Origin of the sequence: Paraburkholderia acidisoli (assembly GCF_009789675.1) — a bacterium.
Taxonomy (GTDB): domain Bacteria; phylum Pseudomonadota; class Gammaproteobacteria; order Burkholderiales; family Burkholderiaceae; genus Paraburkholderia; species Paraburkholderia acidisoli.
This window is the reverse complement of the sequence record NZ_CP046914.1, coordinates 829,737-851,484: the sequence shown is the minus strand read 5'-3', so window position 1 is coordinate 851,484 and position 21,748 is coordinate 829,737. Positions and strand designations below refer to the sequence as shown.

Annotated in this window: 15 protein-coding genes; 4 read left to right on the top strand and 11 right to left on the bottom strand. The window is 67.1% G+C overall.

What is annotated here, in order from left to right:
• Nucleotides 1–20: 20 nt before the first annotated feature.
• The 5 genes from glgX to FAZ98_RS17950 form a co-directional block, all read right to left on the bottom strand.
• Complete coding sequence (gene glgX / locus FAZ98_RS17970) at nucleotides 21–2,279, bottom strand: glycogen debranching protein GlgX (protein WP_158952649.1); 2,259 nt, start codon at nucleotides 2,277–2,279, stop codon at nucleotides 21–23.
• Between the two features lie 95 nt (nucleotides 2,280–2,374).
• The gene (gene glgB / locus FAZ98_RS17965; protein ID WP_158952648.1) at nucleotides 2,375–4,597 is read right to left on the bottom strand and encodes a 1,4-alpha-glucan branching protein GlgB; all 2,223 of its coding nucleotides are present in this window, start codon (nucleotides 4,595–4,597) and stop codon (nucleotides 2,375–2,377) included.
• Nucleotides 4,590–8,048 (bottom strand): maltose alpha-D-glucosyltransferase, encoded by a 3,459-nt coding sequence (gene treS, locus FAZ98_RS17960; RefSeq protein WP_158952647.1) that lies wholly within the window; start codon nucleotides 8,046–8,048, stop codon nucleotides 4,590–4,592. The genes glgB and treS overlap by 8 nt, the downstream gene beginning before the upstream one ends.
• Nucleotides 8,045–11,542, bottom strand: a complete 3,498-nt coding sequence (locus tag FAZ98_RS17955; RefSeq protein WP_158952646.1) for a maltotransferase domain-containing protein — start codon at nucleotides 11,540–11,542, stop codon at nucleotides 8,045–8,047. The genes treS and FAZ98_RS17955 overlap by 4 nt, the downstream gene beginning before the upstream one ends.
• 410 nt (nucleotides 11,543–11,952) lie before the next feature.
• On the bottom strand, nucleotides 11,953–12,618 hold the full coding sequence (locus FAZ98_RS17950; protein ID WP_158952645.1) for a DUF1345 domain-containing protein: 666 nt from the start codon (nucleotides 12,616–12,618) through the stop codon (nucleotides 11,953–11,955).
• 354 nt (nucleotides 12,619–12,972) lie between these two features.
• Here FAZ98_RS17950 and FAZ98_RS17945 point away from each other — a divergent pair, with 354 nt between their 5' ends.
• Entirely contained in the window at nucleotides 12,973–13,716 is a 744-nt protein-coding gene (locus tag FAZ98_RS17945; RefSeq protein WP_158952644.1) for a metallophosphoesterase, read from the top strand.
• Nucleotides 13,717–13,757: 41 nt separating this feature from the next.
• Here the strand turns inward: FAZ98_RS17945 and FAZ98_RS17940 are convergent, their stop codons facing one another.
• From FAZ98_RS17940 to FAZ98_RS17930, 3 genes are all read right to left on the bottom strand, one after another.
• Entirely contained in the window at nucleotides 13,758–14,459 is a 702-nt protein-coding gene (locus tag FAZ98_RS17940; protein WP_158952643.1) for an RES family NAD+ phosphorylase, read from the bottom strand.
• The gene (locus FAZ98_RS17935; RefSeq protein ID WP_158954017.1) at nucleotides 14,456–14,818 is read right to left on the bottom strand and encodes an MbcA/ParS/Xre antitoxin family protein; all 363 of its coding nucleotides are present in this window, start codon (nucleotides 14,816–14,818) and stop codon (nucleotides 14,456–14,458) included. Before FAZ98_RS17935 ends, FAZ98_RS17940 begins: the two co-directional genes overlap by 4 nt.
• Before the next feature lie 201 nt (nucleotides 14,819–15,019).
• A complete protein-coding gene (locus tag FAZ98_RS17930; RefSeq protein ID WP_158952642.1) occupies nucleotides 15,020–15,871 on the bottom strand; it encodes a LysR family transcriptional regulator in 852 nt (283 codons plus the stop codon).
• A 96-nt stretch (nucleotides 15,872–15,967) separates the two neighbouring features.
• Between FAZ98_RS17930 and FAZ98_RS17925 the strand changes: the two genes are divergently transcribed.
• Entirely contained in the window at nucleotides 15,968–16,351 is a 384-nt protein-coding gene (locus FAZ98_RS17925; RefSeq protein ID WP_158952641.1) for a tautomerase family protein, read from the top strand.
• A gap of 102 nt (nucleotides 16,352–16,453) precedes the next feature.
• Here the strand turns inward: FAZ98_RS17925 and ppk2 are convergent, their stop codons facing one another.
• Together ppk2 and FAZ98_RS17915 are read right to left on the bottom strand one after the other, a co-directional pair.
• Complete coding sequence (gene ppk2, locus FAZ98_RS17920; protein ID WP_158952640.1) at nucleotides 16,454–17,554, bottom strand: polyphosphate kinase 2; 1,101 nt, start codon at nucleotides 17,552–17,554, stop codon at nucleotides 16,454–16,456.
• On the bottom strand, nucleotides 17,551–17,787 hold the full coding sequence (locus FAZ98_RS17915; RefSeq protein WP_158952639.1) for a YdcH family protein: 237 nt from the start codon (nucleotides 17,785–17,787) through the stop codon (nucleotides 17,551–17,553). Before FAZ98_RS17915 ends, ppk2 begins: the two co-directional genes overlap by 4 nt.
• A 183-nt stretch (nucleotides 17,788–17,970) precedes the next feature.
• On the opposite strand from FAZ98_RS17915, the gene FAZ98_RS17910 reads away from it, so the two are divergent.
• Both FAZ98_RS17910 and FAZ98_RS17905 read left to right on the top strand, forming a co-directional pair.
• Nucleotides 17,971–19,716, top strand: a complete 1,746-nt coding sequence (locus FAZ98_RS17910; protein WP_158952638.1) for a CHAD domain-containing protein — start codon at nucleotides 17,971–17,973, stop codon at nucleotides 19,714–19,716.
• Nucleotides 19,717–19,827: 111 nt separating this feature from the next.
• The gene (locus tag FAZ98_RS17905) at nucleotides 19,828–20,715 is read left to right on the top strand and encodes a TOBE domain-containing protein (protein ID WP_158952637.1); all 888 of its coding nucleotides are present in this window, start codon (nucleotides 19,828–19,830) and stop codon (nucleotides 20,713–20,715) included.
• Between the two features lie 184 nt (nucleotides 20,716–20,899).
• On the opposite strand, the gene FAZ98_RS17900 is transcribed toward FAZ98_RS17905, so the two are convergent.
• Nucleotides 20,900–21,598, bottom strand: coding sequence for a phosphatase PAP2 family protein (locus FAZ98_RS17900; protein WP_158952636.1), 699 nt, complete (start codon nucleotides 21,596–21,598; stop codon nucleotides 20,900–20,902).
• Between the last annotated feature and the right edge of the window lie 150 nt (nucleotides 21,599–21,748).

The window sequence follows — 21,748 nt, the reverse complement described above, 5'->3', positions numbered from 1 at the left end:
TGACTCGGTGTGACGCTGCGTTAGCCCTCGGCGTCGTCGCGTGCGCGTTGCAAGCCGGATTCCCGCGCGTCCGGCGAACCGGGCGCGCGGCGCGGGTCCGGCGCGGGCGCATCGTGCCGCGGGCGTGGCGCGGTCTGCGTGTTCTGCGCGTCCTGGCGCTGCGCGTCGTGCCGCGCGGGCCGCGCGGGCCGCGCGCACAGTACCGCGAGCGCGCGCGCGGCCAGTTCGTAACGCGTATCGGGCAGGGCGTACGGCGTGGCGTCGGGGCGCGCCGTATCGAGAAGCACCTCCCATGCCATGCGCGGCGCGGGCGCGACGAAATTCACGGCGCCCGGCGAGGCGTTCAGCATCAACAACAATACTTCGGTTTCGCCGTTGCGGCCCGCGCCGGCGCGGCGCAGCGTGAACGCGCGCGCCTCGGGGTCCTGCCACGCCTCGGGCGAGAGCGCTTCGCCGCGTTCGTCGAACCAGTCGATGTCGTGTACGCCTGGCAGAATTTCCCGGTCGCCGAACAAAAAGCGCGTTTCGCGCAGCAACGGATGCTCGCGGCGCAGTGCGATCACGCGGGCGGCGAAGCGCGTCATGGACTTGCCTTGCGGCGTGTCCGCGAGCGCCCAGTCGACCCATGAAATGTCGTTGTCCTGGCAGTACGCGTTGTTGTTGCCGCGCTGCGTGCGGCTCGCTTCGTCGCCCGCGAGCAGCATGGGCGTGCCGAGCGCGACGAACAGCGTGGCCAGCATCGAGCGCGCGACGCGGGCGCGCGTAGCGAGAATCGCGGGGTCGTCGGTGGCGCCTTCCGCGCCCCAGTTCGCGCTCCAGTTCTCGTTGTGGCCGTCGCGGTTCTCTTCGCCGTTGGCCTCGTTGTGCTTGTGGTCGTACGAGACGAGATCGGCGAGCGTGAAGCCGTCGTGCGAGGTGATGAAATTGATCGACGCCCACGGGCGCCGCTTGCGTTTGTCGAACAGGTCGGCGCTGCCCGTGAGACGCGCGGCGAGGTCGGCGCGCTGGCCCGGTTCGCCGCGCCAGTATTTGCGCACGCTGTCGCGAAAGCGGTCGTTCCATTCGCTGAAGCCGGGCGGATGATGGCCGAGCTGATAGCCGCCCGGACCCACGTCCCACGGCTCGGAAATCAGCTTCACCTGCGAGAGCACGGGGTCCTGGCGCAGCACGTCGAAGAAGCCGCCGTTCGGATCGAAACCCGACGGCTCGCGCCCGAGTGTCACGCCCAGATCGAAGCGGAAGCCGTCGATGCCGTACGAGGTGACCCAGTGGCGCAGGGAATCGGCCACCATCTGCAACACGCGCGGATGCGAGAGATTGAGCGTATTGCCGCAACCCGTGTCGTTGATGAAGTGGCGCTCGTCTCCCGGCACGCAGCGGTAGTAGCTCGCGTTGTCGAGGCCGCGCCACGAGACCGTGGGCCCGGTTTCGCCGCTTTCGCAAGTGTGGTTGTAGACCACGTCGAGAATGACTTCGATGCCGGCCGCGTGCAGCTGGCGCACGGCAATGCGCATTTCGTCGGTGTCGTAGCCGACCAGATAGCCCGGCTCCGGCGCGAAGAACGCCGCCGGGTTGTAGCCCCAGTAGTTGCGCAGGCCGCGCTCGACCAGAAAGCGCTCGGAGAGAAATGCGTGCACGGGCAGCAGCTCGATCGCCGTGATGCCGAGCTTCTGCATATGCTCGATGAAGTACGGCGAAGCGAGCGCCGCGAACGTGCCGCGCGTGTGCGTGCGCAGATCGAAACGCTGCATGGAAATGCCGCGCGGGTGCGTCTCGAAGATCACGGTTTCACCCCACGGCGTGTTCGGGCGCCGGTCGCGCGACCAGTCGAACTTGTCGCTGACCACCACCGACTTCGGCATCGCGGGCGCGGAGTCGCGCCGGTCGATGGAGAGATCGCCGCGATTCGAATGCGCGCGATACCCGTAGAGCGTGTCGGACCAGCGGAACTGGCCGATCAACTGGCGCGCGTACGGATCGATCAGCAGCTTGTGCGGATTGAAGCGATGGCCGAGATGCGGCTGATACGGCCCGTGCGCGCGAAAGCCGTAGACGGTGCCCGGATGCGCGCCCGGCAGATAGCCGTGCCAGACCTCGTCGGTGCATTCCGGCAAGGTATAGCGCACGCGTTCCTTGCGGCCGGTGGGATCGAAGAGACATAGCTCGATGCGCCACGCGTTGGCGGAAAACACCGCGAAATTGGTGCCGAGCCCGTCCCACGTCGCGCCGAGCGGGCCGGGCGAACCCGGCAGCAGGCGGTCAGGCGGACCATTAGCCATGTCGAAGCTCCGTGCGTTTTTGTACGTTATGCATCGGTTCCTGCGTGATGCTGCTTCCAGCGCGCTCGCGCGCGCCGCGCCCGGACCCGCGGCCGCTAGCGGCGCAGGCGCAGGATCAGCGTGCCGAGCGGCGGTAGCACGAGCGACACCGACTGCGGCTTGCCATGACTCGGCACGTCTTCCGTACTCACGACGCCGCCGTTGCCCATGTTCGAGCCGCCGTAGATCTCGGCGTCGGTGTTGAGCACTTCTTCCCACTGGCCCGCGTGCGGCACGCCGATGCGATAGCCGTGGCGCGGCACCGGCGTGAAGTTGCACACGGCGACGATCTCGCCGCCCGCGCCGTCCACGCGCCGCCACGCGAGCACGCTGTTGCCGTTGTCGTCGGAAACGAGCCACTCGAAGCCGCCCGGTTCCGTGTCGAGCACATGCAGCGCGGGCTCGCTCGCATAGAGCCGGTTGAGATCGCGCACGAGCGCTTGCGTGCCGCGGTGCAACGGGTCGTCGAGCAGATTCCAGTGCGGCGTGCCGTCGTGATCGAACTCGGCCATCTGCCCGAACTCGCCGCCCATGAACAGCAGCTTCTTGCCCGGATGCGCCCACATGAAGCCGAAATACGCCCGCAGGTTCGCGAACTTCTGCCAGCGGTCGCCGGGCATCTTGCCGAGCAGCGAGCCCTTGCCGTGCACGACTTCATCGTGCGAAAGCGGCAGCAAGAATCGTTCGGAGTACGCATAGACCATCGCAAAGGTCATTTGATGATGGTGGTACTGCCGGTACACGGGATCTTCGTGCATGTAGTGCAGCGTGTCGTGCATCCAGCCCATGTTCCACTTGAACTGGAAACCGAGGCCGCCGTCTTCGGGGCGCGCGGTCACGCCGGGCCATGCGGTCGATTCCTCGGCGATGGTGATGACGCCGGGCCGCTGCGGCACGTATTGCGTTTCGTGATTGAGGCGCTTGAGGAACGCGATGGATTCCAGATTCTCGCGGCCGCCGTAGATGTTCGGCACCCACTCGCCGTGCTTGCGCGAGTAGTCGCGATACAGCATGGACGCGACGGCATCCACGCGCAGGCCGTCGATGTGATAACGCAGCAGCCACGCGAGCCCGGAGGCGATCAGGAACGCGCTCACCTCGCGACGGCCGAGGTTGTAGATCATCGTGTTCCAGTCGGGGTGATAGCCTTCGCGCGGGTCTGCGTGCTCGTAGAGCGGCGTGCCGTCGAATTCGACCAGACCGTAGGCGTCGTTCGGGAAATGCGCGGGCACCCAGTCGAGAATCACGCCGAGCCCCGCCTTGTGCGCGCGATCGACGAAGGCCGCGAAGTCGACCGGCGAGCCGAGCCGCGCCGTGGGCGCGAACTGCGAGAGCGGCTGATAACCCCACGAACCGCCGAACGGATGCTCGGCGATCGGCATCAACTCGATATGCGTGAAGCCCATGCCCTGCGCGTACGGAATCAGCCGCTCGGCGAGCGCGTTCCAGTCGAGTGCCTGGGAATCCGAACCTTGTGTGGGCGTGGGCAGCCACGAGGACGCATGCACTTCGTACACCGACATCGGCGCCCGCGCGCTCTGCTTCTCGCCGCGCGACTGGATCCACGCCTGATCGCTCCACGCGAATTGCTCGATCGCTTCCACGGGCGCGACGATCGACGCGGTGCCCGGCGGAATTTCGGCCTGCATCGCGCACGGGTCGGCCTTCAGCGGCAGCACGTTGCCCTGCGCGCCGAGAATCTCGTACTTGTAGCGCGCGCCGGAGGCCACGCGCGGAATGAACAGCTCCCACACGCCCGCTTCGTGACGCAGCCGCATGGGGTGGCGGCGGCCGTCCCACGCGTTGAAGTCGCCGACCACCGAAACGCGTTTCGCGTTCGGCGCCCAGACCGCGAAGCGCACGCCGGGCACGCCGTCGCAAGTCACGGGGCGCGAGCCGAGGCATTCGAGTACCGCGTACGGGTCGCCGTCCGCGAGACGCGCCAGCGCCTCGGCAGACAACTGCGGCCCGAACGAATAGGCGTCCTCGATTTCCTGGCTCACACCCTGCCAGTCGATTTCGAGCCGATACGGCACGGCTTCGGCAAGCGCGCCCGCAAAGAGGCCGGCTGGATGCACGCGTTCGAGTTCGGCGAGCGTATGCGCGCGATCGCGCGCGACGACCTTCACGCTCGCGGCGTTCGGTAGCCACGCACGCACGTACGGCGCGCCATCCACGTAGTGCAGCCCGAGCACGCCGAACGGATCGTGATGATGCGCGCCGGCGAGCGCGTCCGCCTCGTGCGGATTGAGACCGGCGTGGGGCGAGCGCTCAGCCATGAACACCTCCGCCGGCCTGGTTGGGCGTTAAACCGAGCACGCGCGACGCGATGGCGGCAAGACCGCGCACCGGCAAGGCGAGCCATGTCGGACGGTTGGCCGCTTCGTAGCGGATCTCGTACGCGGCTTTCTCGATCAGGAACAGGTCGAGCAGCGCCTGTTCGTTCGACGCGCTCACGAGCGAGATGGGCGCTTCGGCCACGGCGGCGCGGTACTGGCTCAGGAACGCTTCCGCCGAATTGCCGCGGAAACGTTCGAGCAGCGCGCGCTTGCGGTCGGCGGTTTGCGTCGGCGCATTTTCGGTGGTCGATTGCGCGGCGGCGCCCGCATACGAGAGCGAACGCAGCAGCCCCGCGACGTCGCGCAACGGCGAGGTTTTCGCGCGGCGGAATTCCAGCGGCCGCGCGGGCTCGCCTTCGAAGTCGATCAAGTACGCGTCGCCTTGCGAGAGCAGCACCTGGCCCAGATGGAAGTCGCCGTGAATGCGGATGCGCGAAGCCTTCGCGTCGAGCGGCACCATGTCTTCGACCTTTTGCACCAGCGCCTCGCGACGATCGATGAGGCTGCGCGCGAGGTCGCGCGCGTCGTCGTCGAGCGTGTGTTTGTCGTCGCCGATATGCTGCGCGATGATGTCGAGCGCTTCATTGAGCATGCGCTTCGCGTCGTCGATCCACGCACGCACGTCGCCCTCGCTGGCGGGTTCGGGCGCGAAGGCCGCGTCGTCGGTGGGCGAGGCGAGCGCGGCGTGCAACTCGCCGAGCCGCTTGCCGATGGTGCCGATTACCGTGCTGTAGCCTTGAATGATTTCCTCTTCGTGGGCCTGGTCGGCGACCGTCGTGCCGTCGCCGTCATCGGTGGCGAGCGCGAGTTCGTCCACGGTGCGGCGCAGGAAGTCGAGCGCCCAGTCCCATGCGTTGCCCTGATTGTCGATGAAACCCTGCACGATGATGAGCGTATGCGGCACGCCCTGCGGATCGACGCGCACCACTTCACCATAGAGCGGCGCCGTGTTCGCGTAGCCGAGTTTGGTGAGATAGCGGCTCATTTCCGCTTCGGGATGCACGCCCGCCATCAGGCGGCGCACGATCTTGAGCACCAGCGATTCGGCGATCACGAGCGAGCTGTTGCTCTGCTCGGCCGCGAGCCAACGCACTTCGGGCGTCTCGCCGAGATCGAGTTCGTCGAGTCGCGCGGTCGGCTCGAAGCGGATCGTGCTGCCTTGCACCGTGGGCACGGCCGCGCGCTCGCGCAGCTTGCGCAGCACGCCATACGCGAACCACGGCAACGCGAACGCGTCGGTGAGATAACCGACCGTGCGGCCGCGTCGCACGCGCGAGAGCGCGAGCTGGATATGCAGCGGCGTGGTGGTGTCGGTGCCCCACGTGATCGCGATGGGGAGCACGTAGCGCTCGCTCGTGCCGTCGGCGAGTTCGGCTTCGATCTCGGTGAACGCGAAGCCCGCGCCGGTGATCGTGGTGAGCGCCGCGAGCTTCACGGAGCGCAGCGGCTTGTCTTTCGACGCGAACCAGCGGCGCCGCGAGAGCCACGAAGGCAGCACTTCCGACTCGAGCAGACGCACGTTTTCAGGCGTTGCGCCGGTTTGCGCGTCGCGGATCACGACCGTGACGAATTCGGGCAATTGCTCGGAGGTCGGCTGGCTCCACGAAGGACGCTGATCGCCGGGGCACAGCAGGAACCACAGGAAACCGTAGGGCGGGAACGTGAGCAGATACGGCAACTGGCCAATGGCCGGGAAAACCGAGTCGGCGGTCATTTCCACGGGGGCCGTGCCCGCGAATTCGGAAAGATCGAGTTCGACGGCCTGCGGCGCGCGCGAGAGATTCGCCACGCACAAGATGGGCGGCTCGCCCGGCATTTCGCGCAGATACGCGAGGATCTTGCGATTCGCGGGCCGCAGGAAACGAATCGTGCCGCGCCCGAACGCCTGTTTCGAGCGGCGCACGGCGAGCATGCGGCGGGTCCAGTTGAGCAGCGAATGCGGATCGCGGCTTTGCGCTTCCACGTTGACCGCGTCGAAGCCATAGAGCGAACCCATGACCGGCGGCAGCACGAGTTGCTCGGGGTCGGCGCGCGAGAACCCGCCGTTACGGTCCGACGACCATTGCATCGGCGTGCGCACGCCGTCGCGGTCGCCGAGGTGAATGTTGTCGCCCATGCCGAGTTCGTCGCCGTAATAGATCACGGGCGTGCCCGGCATGGAAAGCAGCAGCGAATTGATGAGTTCGATGCGGCGGCGGTCGCGCTCCATGAGCGGCGCGAGACGGCGGCGAATGCCGAGATTGATGCGCGCGCGCCGGTCGGTCGCGTAGGTATTCCACAAATAATCGCGCTCGGAATCGGTGACCATTTCGAGCGTGAGTTCGTCGTGGTTGCGCAGAAAGATCGCCCACTGGCACGTTTCGAGCAGATCCGGCGTCTGCTTCATGATGTCGAGAATCGGAAAGCGGTCCTCGCTCGCGATCGCCATGTAGAGGCGCGGCATCAGCGGGAAGTGGAACGCCATGTGGCATTCGTCTTCGTCGCCGAAATATTCCTTCACGTCTTCCGGCCACTGGTTCGCCTCGGCGAGCAGCATGCGGTTCGGATAATGCTCGTCGATGGTCGCGCGAATCTTCTTCAGAATCGCGTGCGTTTCGGGCAGGTTCTCATTGTTCGTGCCTTCGCGTTCGACCAGATACGGCACCGCGTCGAGCCGCAGACCGTCGATACCCATGTCGAGCCAGAAGCGCATGACCTGCAGCACTTCGCGCAGCACGGCGGGATTGTCGAAGTTCAGGTCGGGCTGGTGCGAATAGAAGCGGTGCCAATAATACGCGCCCGCCACGGGATCGTGGGTCCAGTTGGACGCCTCCGTGTCGATAAAGATGATGCGCGTGTCCTGATACTTCTGATCCGTGTCCGACCACACGTAATAGTTGCGATGATTCGAGCCCGGCTTCGCGCGGCGCGCGCGCTGAAACCACGGATGCTGATCCGAGGTGTGATTGATGACGAGCTCGGTGATCACGCGGATCCCGCGCGCGTGCGCTTCCTGAATGAAGCGGCGCACGTCGGCGAGCTGGCCGTAGTCCGGGTGCACGTTGCGATAGTCGGCGATGTCGTAACCGTCGTCGCGGCGCGGCGAAGGATAGAACGGCAGCAGCCAGATCGCCGTCACGCCCAGCGCCGCGATGTAGTCGAGTTTCGCGAGCAGGCCCGCGAAATCGCCCACGCCGTCGTTGTTCGCATCGAAGAACGACTTCACGTGCACCTGATAAATCACCGCGTCCTTGTACCAGAGCGGATCGTCGGAAATCAGCGAAGGCTTGCCGCGCTTGTGCGTGCCGCGTTCTTCGTGAGGGTCCTGCGCGCTTTGCGGCGCGCTCGAATCGTGCGTAATGGATGGCATGTCGTTGGCCGTAGGCTCTTGCGTGGCGGGGTCGCGTTTCATGTCGCTCCTCCGGGCGGGAAGTCGGCGTCCAGTTCGGGATGGCCCTCGACGTGTTCGTCGGCGTCGGGCAGCGGTTCGTCGCGCGGCAAGCCTTGTATGGGCTCGATGCGCCAGATCGCGAACGGTTTGGAATGCGGATCGAGCCGCACGTGTTGCCAGCGGCCGTTCCACTCGAAGCGGTCGCCGGTGATTTCATCGGTCACGGCAAGGCGCGCCTGGTCGTCCAGATTCCAGCGCTGGAACGTGGGCCAGGACAGCTCGAAGTCGGCGCCTTGCTCGTTGAACGCGTCGAGGTTGATGGCCACGACAATCACGTTGTCGCGCGAAGGCGTGGCTTTTTCGAAGCACAGAATGGCGTCGTTGTGCGCGGGCAGGAACGTGATGCCGAGGTGCGAATGCAGCGCGGGATTCGCGCGGCGCGCCTGATTGAGCGCGGCGATTTCGGCCACGATATTGCCGGGCCGGTTCCAGTCCCATGCGCGCAGCTGATACTTTTCGGAATCCAGATACTCTTCGGAATTCGGCAGCGCGCGGGCCTCGCACAACTCGAAGCCGCTATACACGCCCCACAAGCCGGAGAGCGTGGCCGCGAGCGCCGCGCGTATCAGGAAGCTCGAACGCGCGCCCGTTTGCAGATGCCGCGGATTGATGTCGGGCGTATTGACGAAAAAGTTCGGCCGATAAAAATCGCGTACCTCGGTTTGCGTGAGTTCCGTGAGGTACTCGGTGAAGTCGCGTTTCGACTCGCGCCACGTGAAGTACGTGTACGACTGCGAAAAGCCGATCTTGGCGAGCCGGTACATGAGGCGCGGCCGCGTGAACGCTTCGGAAAGGAAGATCACGTCGGGATGGCGCGCGCGCACGTCGGCGATCATCCATTCCCAGAACGGCAGCGGTTTCGTATGCGGATTGTCCACGCGGAAGATGCGCACGCCCGTGTCGATCCAGAACAGGATCACGTCGCGCAACGCGAGCCACAAGTCGGGCTTGGCGTCTTGCGCATAGAACTCGGGATTGACGATGTCCTGATACTTCTTCGGCGGGTTCTCGGCGTAACGCAGCGTGCCGTCGGGGCGCCACGCGAACCAGCCGGGATGCGCCTTGAGCCAGGGGTGATCGGGCGAGCACTGGATCGCGAAGTCGAGCGCGATTTCGAGGCCGTGCGCGTGCGCGGCCGCGAGCATGCGGCAGAAGTCTTCGAGCGTGCCCAGCTCCGGGTGCACGGCCGTATGACCGCCTTCCGCGCCGCCGATCGCATACGGGCTGCCCACGTCGCCGGGATTGGCCGTGAGGGTGTTGTTGCGGCCCTTGCGGTTCGCCACGCCAATGGGGTGGATCGGCGGGAAATACAGCACGTCGAAGCCCATGTCGCGCACGCGCGGCATTTTGGCGATCACGTCGTCCCAGGTGCCGTGGCGCGATTCGTCGTCGCTCATGGAACGCGGGAAGATCTCGTACCAGCTCGCGAAGCGCGCGGCGGCGCGTTCCGAGTCCACGCGGTTGATGACGGTGTCGGTGGAGAGGAACGGGCGATGGCGCGCCGCGCGCACGGCGGCCGCCGTGGCGGGCGCGGCGAGCAACGCCACGCGCACGTCGGTGTCGGCAGCCATGAAGCGCTTGACGATGCCTTCGAGCGTGGCGCGATTGCGCTGGTGCGCCTCGCCGGGCACGTCCGAGGTTTCGGCCGTCGCGAGCACGAGCGCGAGCAGGCGGTTTGCCTCTTCGAGTTCGAGATCGACGGGCTGGCCCACGTCGCGCTTCTTTTGCAGATGGCCGACGAGCGAGGCGAAGTCGTCGCGCCACGCGACCACCACGTATTCGTAACGGCCCACGCGTTCGAGCGGGAACGAGCCCACCCACATATCGGTGCCCGCGGGCGGCGCGGCCGTCATGGGCGCTTCGTGCCAGACGGTTTCGTCGGCGGCGCGCCAGAGCACGGCGGCGTCGATCTTGTCGTGGCCTTCGGCGAAGATCGCCGCGCGCACTTCGCAGCGCTCGCCCACGTTGCGCTTGACGACGAAGCGGCCATGATCGATGGACGGCGTCGCGCTTTCGATCGCGATGCGCGGCGCGGCGATCGCTTCGAGCACGGTCTTGTGGCCGCTCGTGTCGATCTTGCCGCGATCGTCGGGCGGCGCGAGCACGACAAGCGGCGTGGGCTGCGCGCGGAACATCCAGCACGCGCCGGCGGGCAGCGTGAAGGTCTCGGGAATCGTCGCGTCGGGATTCGCGCCCGTGCCGGTGTGCCGCGCGGTGCGCAGCGTTTCGGCGTCGAGCGGCGTGAAGCGCGTGAAATTGCCGGGCACCGCGTCGAGCAGGCGCGCCATGTCCACGCGCACGGGCGCGGCGAGCGCTGGGTTCACGAGCGTGAGGATCGCGTTGCCGGCGTCGCGCAAATCGGCATGGTCGGCGCGCAGCAGCGCCGCGACACTCGCGCCGGGGCCGCTCAATGCGCGCAATTCGCCGCTGGTGTGCAGCGCGGGCGTTTCGCGTTGGAGCGTGTTGACGTGCGCGACTTCGGCGCTCAGGTCGAAGGGCGCGCGCTCTCTCGCCTGGGCCCACGCGTGCGCGCTGTTGCCGCTGTGGCCGATGGCTTCGTCCACGCCGAACTCGAAGCCCATCGGCATGAGCCAGCCGGTGCCCAGCGCGGCCGCCGTGCGCAGCATGCGGCGATACGCGCGCTCGATGGCGCGCGCGTCGGCGGCGCCTTCCTGGTCGTGCGCGTAACGCACGCCGTAGGGCGCTTCGGGGAACGTGACGGGCGAGCCCACGCGGCGCAGCGCGGCGTGCTCTTCCACCATCCAGCGCGACGCGTAATCCCACCAGCGCACGGAGGAAAAGGTGGCGTCGAAGCCCACGCCTTCGAGCCGCTCGATGGCTTCGCGCGGCAGGCCGGGCGTGGCGGCGAGCCAGCGCGTTTGCGGATAGCGCGCGCGCACGGCGGAGAAGATGGCGCGCAGCACGTGCGGCGGCACGCCATGCGGCGAGTCGATGCGAAAGCCGCCGATGCCCGCTTCCACGAGCGCGCTGAGGCGCGCGGTCCACCAGGCAATGAGCGCCTCGCCGCCGCGCTCGAAGTCGAGGTAGGCGACGTTCGCTTCCTGATGACCGTGGCGCGGGTCGAGCCGTGCGTCTTCGGGCTCGAACGGGTGAAACCACTCGGGATGTTCGGCGTAGAGCGCACCGTCGGCGGCCGTGCGGTCGAGCACGAGGTCGGCGAGCAGCGTGACACCGCGCGCCTGGGCGGCGAGCGCGAGTTGCCGGACGGCGTCCTTGACGGTGAGCTTGTCGCCGAATGCGGGATGCACGCGCGCATGATCGGCGACGATGCGGTCGTCCCCCGCGGTGCCCGGCGCGAACAGCGCGCCGATCAGCAGATGGTCGAAGCCGAGCGACGCGGCGCGGGCGAACTGCGCTGGCCACGCGTCGAGCGGTCCGACAAGGACGGAATGGACGAAGTAGATCCGCGGCGCAAATGCGTGGGGAGGTTGCATCGGTCGTCTTCCAGGTACGTCGGGCGGCAGGGATGCAGGACGGCGGCTGGCCGAAATGCGATCGCGCGGCCCAGGGGGTGCCGGAGTGTGCCGCGTGGCGCGTGGTGGCCCGTCACGACCTGTTCAGAGTAGTGCAGAAGCAGGCCGGAACCAAACGGAACCACAGCGCGCGCCGCGCGGCGACTTGGCTGGGGAGGGAGCAAGGCGTATGCCTATCTGCTTTGCATGACCGTGCCCGCGGGGCGCACGGCGGGACCGGGATTGCGGTTCGGGCCGCTGGGCGCCGCGAGTCGCGAGCCCTGTACGGGCCGGGGCCGGCAGCAATTGCCGGTAAGGTTTGTAGCGATCAGCGCGAGCGCGGCGGGAGGCAAGCGGAACCCGCCGGCATCGACATGACGTCTTTGTGTCGGTCAGTTGCCGACCATGCTCGCGGCGATGTTCACGCACAGGCCGAGCACCGTGACGTTGAAATAGAACGAGAGGATCGATTGCGCGAGCACGCCGCGCCGCGCGGTGCGGCCCACGATCGAGATGTCGGCGGTCTGCGACGCGCACGCGATCGTGAACGAGAAGTACAGGAAGTCCCAATAGTTCGGCGTGAGCTTCTTGTCGGGGAAGGCGAGCGCGGGCTCGTTGGGATCGGAGCCGTAGTAGAGGCGCGCGTAGTGCAGCGTGAAGATGGTCGGAATGAGGAACCACGCGCCGATCAGCGTGAGGCCGGTAAGCAGCGAATGCAGCACCTTCGAGGCCGTGCCGAGATCTTTCGTCGCGCCCAGTTCGAGCACGATGGCGACGATGCTCGCGACCGTCGCCGTGCAGATGAGGAACAGCACCGTGCCCGCGTTCTCGTCTTCGCGGCGCGCGTTGGCGCGCACGCTGGCTTCGTCGGCGAGCGCCATGTGAATCCAGATGAGCACGAGGTAAGTCCAGACGGCCGCGTCCCAGCCCACCAGCACGCGCGCGGAAGGGCGGATCGTGGCGGGCACGAGCGCCCCGAGCACGACGCCCACCGCGATGGCGATCATCAGATGCGGGCGGTTGCGCAGCACCCGCGGATAGAGATTGACGAGATTCATGACGAGGCCTCGAGCGCGGTTAAGTTCTTGTGTCGGTTATCTGTCGCGATGGTCGGTCGATAAGGCGTCGAGCGGCGTCGATCGTTGCGGCGATTCTACCGTGGCGATGGCGCGATGCACGCGGTTGGGGCGCGGCACTCACGCCTGCGTTGCAGCGTGCCGTTAGCCGGTTTTATGCCTGAAAGCGAGGTGCAAGACGTGCCGTTGGCGCAGTGACAGGCACGCGATTTGCGAGCCTTCTAATCCCTTTATGAGGCCGCGTTCGGCGCGCCATCGGCGAATTCGTATGAATTCATCGTCGATACGCTGTTTGGCGCGCATATCGGCGCCGCCTCCCAGCGCTATGATGGTGCAATGACACTCTCTCACGCTCCTCTCGTGCAGCATCACGCCGCCAATGCAGCGGGCCGCGATTTTATCGTCGGCGACCTGCATGGCTGTGTGGAAGCGCTGCGCTACTTGCTGCGCGAAGTCGATTTCGACACGGCGCGCGACCGGCTGTTTTCGGTCGGCGATCTGGTCGATCGCGGCGATCGCGCGCAATGCGAGGAAGCGTTGGCGCTCATCGACAAACCGTGGTTTTACGCCGTGCTCGGCAACCACGAAGACACGCTGTGCGCGGTGGCGGAAGGCCGCATGCCGCGGCATCGCTGGTATGGCATCGGTGGCGGCTGGGCGCAGGGTTTGAGCGCCGACGCGCTGATGCAGTACGCGCTGCGTTTGCGGCGTTTGCCGCTCGCTCGCGTGGTGGGCGAGGGCGTGGAGCGCTTCAACGTGCTGCACGCGGAATTTCTCGGCAGCGACGCCGACCTCGATCGCGCCAACATCGACATGGAAACGCGCGATCGCATGCTCTGGGGCCGCGACATCGTGCTCGGCTCGGCGCAGGCGCCGCCGCGCCAGGTGCTCTCGCTCACGTACGTGGGCCATACGCCCGTGCGCGAAGTGCGCTTGATCGGCTCGCAGATGTTTCTCGACACTGGCGCCTTCATTCCCGAAGGCCGCCTCACGATGGTCGAGGCGCTCACCACGCGCCGCTGGTCGGTTTCGACCGCCGAAGCGCGCGCCCATGGCGCCGCGACCATCGCGCTGCCCTGAATGAGCAGCGCTGCATTTCAGGCGCGGCGCTCGCCGCGTTCTCACACGATGCGGTTCAGCTCGAACACCATGTCGACGCTCTGGCCGCTCCAGTTGTATTCCAGATACGCCGCGTGATGGCACGCACGCAGGATCGTCGTGCTGAGCGCGGCAAGGCATTCGCCGCCCGCGTCGCGCACCGAAGGGTAGGCGATGCCCGGCGCCTGCGCCGCGCGCGCGGCACGGCCGAGCGCCTGGCCGGCGGTGTAGTCGGTGGGCGAGAGTACGCCGGGATCGAGCGCGGGATCGTCGCGAATGTCGATCACGTCGCCGTGCGCCATCACCGTGTAGAGCCGCATTTGCTGGCGTAGCGGCGGCTCGTTCGTGGCCGCGAGAAAGAGCGCCGAGTGATAACGCGTTTCGGCGATGGCGGTGGCGCGCGAGCGTGCGCAATAGAACACGCCGTAGGTGCCGTCGGAGAAGCGGCTGCCCTGCGGATTCAGATGCGTGAACGCGGCCATGATGGGCCCGTAGCCGGGACCGAAGCGGCGCTCGTCGCGCGGCACGAGGTCGAGGTCGCCGGTCTCGGTGCGCAGGCGGTCGTTGGTGAGCGCCTCGAGCGCGTAGAGCGCCTCGAAGTCTTTCGGCGACGCCACGCGGTCGAACAGGTTCACGGCGGGAAAGCGCGTGGGGATGACCCGGAACGCCGGGGACCACGCGAGCGGCGCGCTGCGCCAACGGTCTTGCCAGTTCGTTTGCGTCACGCCCAGCCGCCTCGCATTGCGTCGAGATACTGGCGCACGGCCACGAGGTCGCTGATATTGCCGGCCAGCATGCGGTCGAGCGCGCGCCGGCCGCCGAACGGCGGGGCGCTGTTGGGGCGCTTGATCCAGGTGTCGGCGGCGGCGGGTTGCGGCAGGAGAATCTGCAGCGCCTTGTAGATGCCGAGCATGAGCGACAGCCGCTCCAGCGTGTCGCGGCCGAGCCGCGCGGTTTGCGGCGACTGCTTCCATTTGAAGAACGTCGATCGGCCCGGCGAGCCGAGCAGGACGATTTGCTCGTCGACGCTCAGGTCCCAGTCGCGCGCAATGGCGAAGAACGCCCGCAGACCCGCCGCCGACATTTCCGTCAACGAGGGTTCGGCGCCGATACGTCGTTCGGGCGCCGCGGAAGCAATGGCAGGTGACATGGTGGTCGAGTCCTGAAAGAAACTTTTAGTTGATATTAGTCCATCTGTGGATTTATGCAAGGCGGGAATCGGTTAGCCGCGTTTGGGGAGGATTCGGGGCGAGCGGCGAGCGGCCGCCAGGCGCGGTGCGATCCGTCAAGTCGCGCCCAGCGCCGAAGCGAGCAGTTGCAGCGTGGCCGCCGTGCGCGGCTCGTGCACGCGCGAATACATCAACACGCGCGAGGCGGGCAGCGCAGGCAGGCCTAGCCGCGACCCGACATCGACGAGTTCGCGCGGCGCCACCCGCCGCGCCAGCGGCGAGACGGCCAGCCCGGCAGCCAGCGCCGCGCCGATAGCCGCCACGCCGCCGCCCACGAACACTTCCGTCCAGGCGATCTGCGCCGCGTCGAGCGCGCGAATGGCGGTCGCACGCACCGCGCACGGCGCCGCCAGCAAGGCGAGCGGCAGCGGCGCGCCCGGTTGCCACTGCCATTGCGGCGCGGCCAGCCAGACCAGCGGTTCACGAAAGAGCGGCCGCGCGTCGGGGCGTACGGGCTCTTCTTCCGCCTGCCGCAGGATCACGGCGTCGAGCCGCCGCTCGTCGTACTGCGCGAGCAATTGCGCGGAGAGCCCGAGATGCAGCTCGATCACCAACCCCGGATCGTGCATGCGCAGTTGCGCGAGCTGGCGGGCGAGCGCGGCGTCGGCGACATGTTCGCTCAAACCCAGCGCCACACGCCGCTCGTCGCCGGAGAGCACGCCTAGCGCGCGCTCGTGCGCGCCCAGCAAATCGCGCGCGGCGCCCAGAAACGCGAGCCCTTCGGCGGAGAGTCGCACCACGCGCGGCGTGCGCTCCAGCAACGACTTGCCCAAATGCGCCTCGAGCCGCTTGAGCTTGAGGCTCACGGCCGATTGCGTGGTGTCCAGCGCCTCGGCGGCGCGCGTGAAGCTGCTGAGTTCGGCCACGAGCACGAAGGCACGCACGGCATCCAGATCGAGCGGTTTCATTTCAGATGTAAATGGATGAAATATCTATCGATGTCTGTTTATTATGATAGATCGCGCCTAAGCTGTTGTCATGTCAAACCCAACAAGGAGATCGACATGCCGCTCACCCGAATCGCTCTGCGCGCTGGCAAGCCGGCGCCGTACCGCAAGGCGCTGGTCCAAGGCGTTCACGCCGCGTTGATGGAAACGTTCAACGTGCCCGAGGACGATCAGTTCATGATCGTCAACGAAATGGACGCCGATAACTTCGTGTTCGGCCGCCATTATCTGGGCGTGGAACGCAGCGATGACCTCGTGATCATCCAGATCGCCGCGAACAACACGCGCGGACAGGAGCAGAAGAAGGCGCTCTACGCGAAGATCGCCGATAACCTCGCGCGCAATCCGGGCGTGCGCAAGGAAGACGTGTTCGTGAATCTCGTGACCGTGGCGCGCGAGGACTGGTCGTTCGGTAACGGGCTGGCGCAGTACGCGACCTGAGCGCGCTGAATGCGCGCGGCTTTATCGGCTCAGCGCGCGGATGCCCATGCAAAAGCGGCGCACTCGTGCGCCGCCTTTGCTATTCACCCCCGTTTCGCCCGATCACACCGCCCGGCTCACCAGCAGCGGGTCCACCCGGCCGATGGTTTCGGTATCGCGGCTCGCGTACGGCAGTTTGTTGAGCACATGGCGCATGGCGTTGAGCCGCGCGCGCTTCTTGCAATCGGAGCGCACGACGGTCCACGGCGCGTCCGCGGTGTCGGTTTGCGAAAACATGGCTTCCTTCGCTTGCGTGTACTCGTCCCACTTGTCGAGCGAAGCGAGGTCGACGGGACTCAGCTTCCATTGTTTGAGCGGATGCACCTTGCGCTCCTTGAAGCGGCGGCGCTGCTCCGCCTGGCTCACCGAGAACCAGAACTTGATGAGATGAATGCCGCTGTGAATGAGCTGGCGTTCGAACTCGGGCACTTGCTGTATGAAATCGGCATATTCCGCCTGCGTGCAAAAGCCCATGACGTGCTCGACGCCCGCGCGGTTGTACCAGGAGCGGTCGAACAGCACGATCTCGCCCGCCGAAGGCAGATGCTGCACGTAGCGCTGGAAATACCACTGGCCGCGCTCGACCTCGCTGGGTTTTTCAAGCGCGACCACGCGCGCGCCGCGCGGATTCATGTGCTCCATGAAGCGCTTGATCGTGCCGCCCTTGCCGGCGGCGTCGCGGCCCTCGAACAGGATCACCACGCGCTGGCCGGTTTCGCGCACCCACGCTTGCAGCTTGAGCAATTCCACCTGCAGCCGGTATTTCTGCCGCTCGTACGCGCGCCGCGACATCAGATGCCGATACGGATACGCGCCTTCGCGCCAGTTCTCGGCGAGTTCGTCGTCGGGGTTGCGCGCGCGCGCGTGACGCCATTCGGCCGGATTGCCTTCTAGCAGCAGGCGGCGCAGTTGCACGACCTCGTCGGGCGACATGCCTTCCATGAGCGCGGCGATGGAATCGAGCAGCGTGGCGGGCGCCTGCGTTTGCTCCTCCTTCTGTTCCCGGCTTTGCGCGACAAGATCATGCAGCGCGCCCGCCGCGACCTGATGCGCCGCTTCGAGCGCGCTTTCCACGCTGCGCAACTCCGCGCCATGCGGTGTGAGGGCGGCCGCGTGCGCGCCGGAGTCGTCTTGTTCCGCGGCGTGAAGCGGGGCGGTGCTCATGACGGCGCTCCGCTGGCGGCGCTTTCCGCTTTGCGCAGCGTGAGCCAGAGCGAGTCCTTGAGCCGGAGCTTTTCTTTTTTCAGTTGCTCGATTTCCATGCCGTGCGACGGCACGATACCGGCTTCCATATTCTTGATTTGCTGATCGAGTTCGTTATGGCGATGAAACAGCCGCGCGAAATGCTCGTCGTCGATCTTGAGGCGCGAGATCAGGTCTCTGAATTCGGGGAACACTCAACACTCCTTAAGATGGGGCAACACGTTACGATCCAGGCCGCGAGGAAGCGGAATGTAATCGACGATTCTTCCACCGACGCGACGCAAAAACCTTGACCGTCGTCAGTGACGCACCCTGGCGCGCGGCGCCCGACTCGCGTGTACCATCATTCGCGCCTACTCATCGAAGCTGGAGCGTTCATGGCTCGCGTTCTGGAAATCGTGCTGGATGTCGTGACGCCGTTCGCGCCGCCCCCGTCGAACGCGCCGCGCCCGCCGGATAACGCCGATGTGCCGGATCCGGCCGCCGTGCCCGCAGCCGCGTCATGCCGGGCAGCGCGCTCGCCCGCTGGCGCGGCGGCGCTCGTGTTCGCCGAAGCGTTGCCCGCGCTCGTGGCGCTGCCCGATACGCAAACGCCTACCACCGTGGTGTCGTTCGACAGCGACGGCGCATTGGCGCGCGCGGGCTGGCGCGTGACCGTCGATACGCACGACGCGGCGCGCGATGCATCTGATTCCGATTCTCAGGTCGATGTCGCCGATGTCGCGCCGCGAGCGTCCGCAAACAGCCATCGCGTCGTCGTGTCGCAGCGGCGCGTGCATACGCCGGGCATCGCGGTCGTCACGCCGATCTTCGTCGCGCCGCTCGATGCGAGCGACGTGGCCAACGCGCTGTTCGATGCCGCGCCCACGCCGTTTCGCGAAGCGCTCGCCGCCACGGGCGCGTTGCGGCCCGCGGCGACCTTGCACGCGCTGCGCAGCCGCTGGCAATGGCCGCGCGAGGGCATCGACGTATTGCTCACCTTCGACGCCGACCTGCGTGCCGAACCCGCGACGCCTGCGGCTTCGACCGTGCACGAATGGCGCGTGAGCGCGGCGTGGCCGGAAGGCGAGGACGACGCGCCGCTCGTTGCCGCGTTGTTCGACTGTGCGCGCGAGTTGATCGGCGCGATGGGGCCGTACGCGCCCGCGTTCGTGCGCGACGCAGACGCCGTCGAGCGCGCCGCGTCGGGCGATGTCGCGGGCGACGTGCGCGTGGCGCGCGCCGAGCCCGTCGATCTCGCGGGCGCCCGCAGCGCCGCCGACGCGCTGGTCGCGATCTGCCGCAATATCGGCGCGCAATGGTTCGGTAACGACGCGGGCGTGCGCGGCAGCGCCAACGGCGAATTCATCCACCAGATGCGGGTCGCGCAACGCCGCCTGCGCACGGCCATGCGGCTCTTCGCGCACTGGCGCGACGACGCGTGGAAGACGCAGATCGAGCCCGAACTGCGCTGGCTCGGCGCGCTGCTCGGCGACGCGCGCGATCGCGATGTCTTCGTCGACTCGACCTTGCCCGCGCTCGCGGCCGCCGACGTCGATCCCGCGCGCTGGACCGCGCTGCGCGCAGAAGCGGACGCCCGGCGTCAAGCGGCGCGCGCCAGCTTGCGCGAGGCGCTGCTGTCGCCGCGATACGCGCTGGCCGCGCTGGCCTGGCTGCAATGGCTCGACGCGCTCACGCGCCGCGCGCGCCGGGCCGATCAGGACGGTTCGACGGGCCTCGCCGGAGAACGGGCGCGCCCGCTGCGTGCTCACGCGAAGAAGCGTTTGCGCCGTTACCACGACGAACTCGCGAACACGCCCAAGCTCACCGCCATCGACGAAGCCAGCCGGCATCGCGTGCGTATCAACGCGAAGTATTTGCGCTACGCCGTCGAGTTTTTTGCGCCGATCGCCTCGCGCCGCACGCGCACCGATCTCGTCCGCACGCTCGCGCGGCTGCAAAGCGTGCTCGGCGACGGCAACGACGCGGCCGTCGCGCTGCGCTATCTCGAAAGCATGGACGCCGAGCCGTATCAACTCGGTTTCGCGCGCGGCTGGTGCGAGGCCGTCAAGCGCTACACGGCGAAGGAAGGCGAGCGTGTGCTGCGCGAATTGCCCGCGCCGAAAGTGCCGCGCGCCGACTAGCACTTCTTATAATCGCCGCGACTGCTTCCTTTTTTCCGACCGTTGATCTCGATGAATCCTGCCGATCCGCCTGCTTCTCCCGACGATGCTGCTGAAGATGCCTTACGCGTCATGACGCATGACGCGGCCGAACTGGGCGTTGGGGGTTCGGTGTGGTTTCAGGCGGGCGCGCGGCAACTGGGCGGCGCGGCGCGCATCGGCCTGCTCGACGCGATTCGTGCGACCGGCTCGATTACGGGCGCGGCCAAGGCCGTCGGCATGAGCTACAAGGGCGCGTGGGACGCCATCGACGCGATGAACAATCTGGCGGGCGAAGCGCTCGTGCTGCGCGCGACCGGCGGCAAGGGCGGTGGCGGCACGACGCTCACACCGCGCGCGCTGCGTCTGATCGAGACGTACCGGACGATCGAGCACGAGCATGGGCGTTTTCTCGAGCGTGCGGCGCGGCTGCTGGCGGGCGGCGATCGTGCCGAGGGAACTACGGCCGAAAACGCGGACGAAAACGCGGACGAAAACGCGGGCCAAAGCGGCTTCGAGCGCGATCTCGCGATGCTGGGCCGCTTCGCGATGCGCACGAGTGCGCGCAATCAGCTGTTCGGCACGGTGACGGGCATCGTGCGCGGCGCGGTCAACGACGAAGTGTCGATGGCGCTGCCGGGCGGCGAGGCCATCGTCGCGACCGTCACGCACGAGAGCGTCGAGATGCTCGCACTAGGCGAAGGCGCGCCGGTGGTGGCGCTCGTGAAGGCGACGTCGATCGTGCTGGTGGCGGACGCGGCCGACGCGGCGCGGCTGTCGGCGCGCAACCGGCTGAGCGGCACGGTCGAGGTGCTTCGGCGCGGCGCAGTGAACGCCGATGTGTCGATCGTGCTGCCGGGCGGGGCGGTGCTGGCGGCGATCGTGACCGAGGCGAGCGTCGAGGCGCTCGGGCTCGTGATCGGCAAACCGGCGACTGCCGTGTTCAAGGCGTCGAGTGTGTTGTTGGGAGCTGCCGGCTAGGTGTGGCCGACTAGGTGCGGCAAGCGAGGCGAAACAAACCCAACTATCGCAACTAACTGCCAGATTTTCCCTGCGCGGGCGAAGCGAAAAGGCTACGCGCCGTAGCGGAAAAGCCGCGGCGGCAGCGTGCTCGAGCTATCGCCGGCGCGATCGCTCTCAATTAAAACCCCGCTCTCAGCCCGCCTTACGTGCGATCCGAAGGCGTAGAAAGATCGTTGAGCGTTTGCGAAATCGGCGCTTCCGGCGCGCGCTTCGGGCCGCTCGCCTTCCACTTCGCGCGCACGAACGGACGATCGTGGCCCGACACGGTCAGCGCGAGATTCGTCACCCAGCGGTGCGTGGGCACCTGCACGTTATGCAACGCGATCACCACGCCCACGAGACTCAGCGTAACGATGGCCGCCGAGACACGCTGCGCGCGCGCCTGCCACCAGTAGCGTGCGAACACGAGCGCCGCGAGCGCGCCGAGAATGCAGCCGGTAACCGCTTCGGAAGGCGAGTGCGCGTCGAGCACGACACGCGAAAACGCCACCGCGACGCCCATGGCGAGCCCGGCCAGCATGCCCGTCACGCGCAACGCCGAAGGCGCGCTTTGCAGCATCAGGAAGAACGCCACGGGATACACGGCTGTGGACAGCATCGCGTGGCCGCTGAAACCCGTGAAATCGAGTTCGCGAATCCCCACACCCCAGCCGAGAAACGCGATTTTCGTGATCGTCGTGAGGCCGATTGCCACACCCAGCACGACGACCCAGCTCGCCGCCATGCGCCACGAATAACCGGCCGCGAGCCAGAGCGCGATTGCCAGCGCGAGCGGCAGCGTGAGGCCCGCGCCGCCGAGGTTGGTAATCGAGTACCACAGGTGTAAAGGCAAATCTGGCATGGTGCAACGCCAAAACGGCGCTTCCGGACAGGGTGATTCTTAGAGTAACGCGCGAGGAGCCGCGTCGGCGGACAAGCAGGAGAAAACGAGCAAGCAGTATAGCCGCGTCGCCCGCCTGACAGCATGGCGTACCGTACGCAGGCGCGCCGA

Excerpts from the sequence above, each read along its gene's own strand:
- ppk2 (WP_158952640.1), bottom strand. The coding sequence starts at position 17,554 with ATGAGCACCGCCCCGCTTCACGCCGCGGAACAAGACGACTCCGGCGCG.
- FAZ98_RS17925 (WP_158952641.1), top strand. The coding sequence starts at position 15,968 with ATGCCGCTCACCCGAATCGCTCTGCGCGCTGGCAAGCCGGCGCCGTAC.
- FAZ98_RS17955 (WP_158952646.1), bottom strand. The coding sequence starts at position 11,542 with ATGCAACCTCCCCACGCATTTGCGCCGCGGATCTACTTCGTCCATTCC.
- treS (WP_158952647.1), bottom strand. The coding sequence starts at position 8,048 with ATGAAACGCGACCCCGCCACGCAAGAGCCTACGGCCAACGACATGCCA.
- FAZ98_RS17930 (WP_158952642.1), bottom strand. The coding sequence starts at position 15,871 with ATGAAACCGCTCGATCTGGATGCCGTGCGTGCCTTCGTGCTCGTGGCC.
- glgB (WP_158952648.1), bottom strand. The coding sequence starts at position 4,597 with ATGGCTGAGCGCTCGCCCCACGCCGGTCTCAATCCGCACGAGGCGGAC.
- FAZ98_RS17900 (WP_158952636.1), bottom strand. The coding sequence starts at position 21,598 with ATGCCAGATTTGCCTTTACACCTGTGGTACTCGATTACCAACCTCGGC.
- FAZ98_RS17950 (WP_158952645.1), bottom strand. The coding sequence starts at position 12,618 with ATGAATCTCGTCAATCTCTATCCGCGGGTGCTGCGCAACCGCCCGCAT.
- FAZ98_RS17910 (WP_158952638.1), top strand. The coding sequence starts at position 17,971 with ATGGCTCGCGTTCTGGAAATCGTGCTGGATGTCGTGACGCCGTTCGCG.
- glgX (WP_158952649.1), bottom strand. The coding sequence starts at position 2,279 with ATGGCTAATGGTCCGCCTGACCGCCTGCTGCCGGGTTCGCCCGGCCCG.
- FAZ98_RS17945 (WP_158952644.1), top strand. The coding sequence starts at position 12,973 with ATGACACTCTCTCACGCTCCTCTCGTGCAGCATCACGCCGCCAATGCA.
- FAZ98_RS17905 (WP_158952637.1), top strand. The coding sequence starts at position 19,828 with ATGACGCATGACGCGGCCGAACTGGGCGTTGGGGGTTCGGTGTGGTTT.
- FAZ98_RS17935 (WP_158954017.1), bottom strand. The coding sequence starts at position 14,818 with ATGTCGGCGGCGGGTCTGCGGGCGTTCTTCGCCATTGCGCGCGACTGG.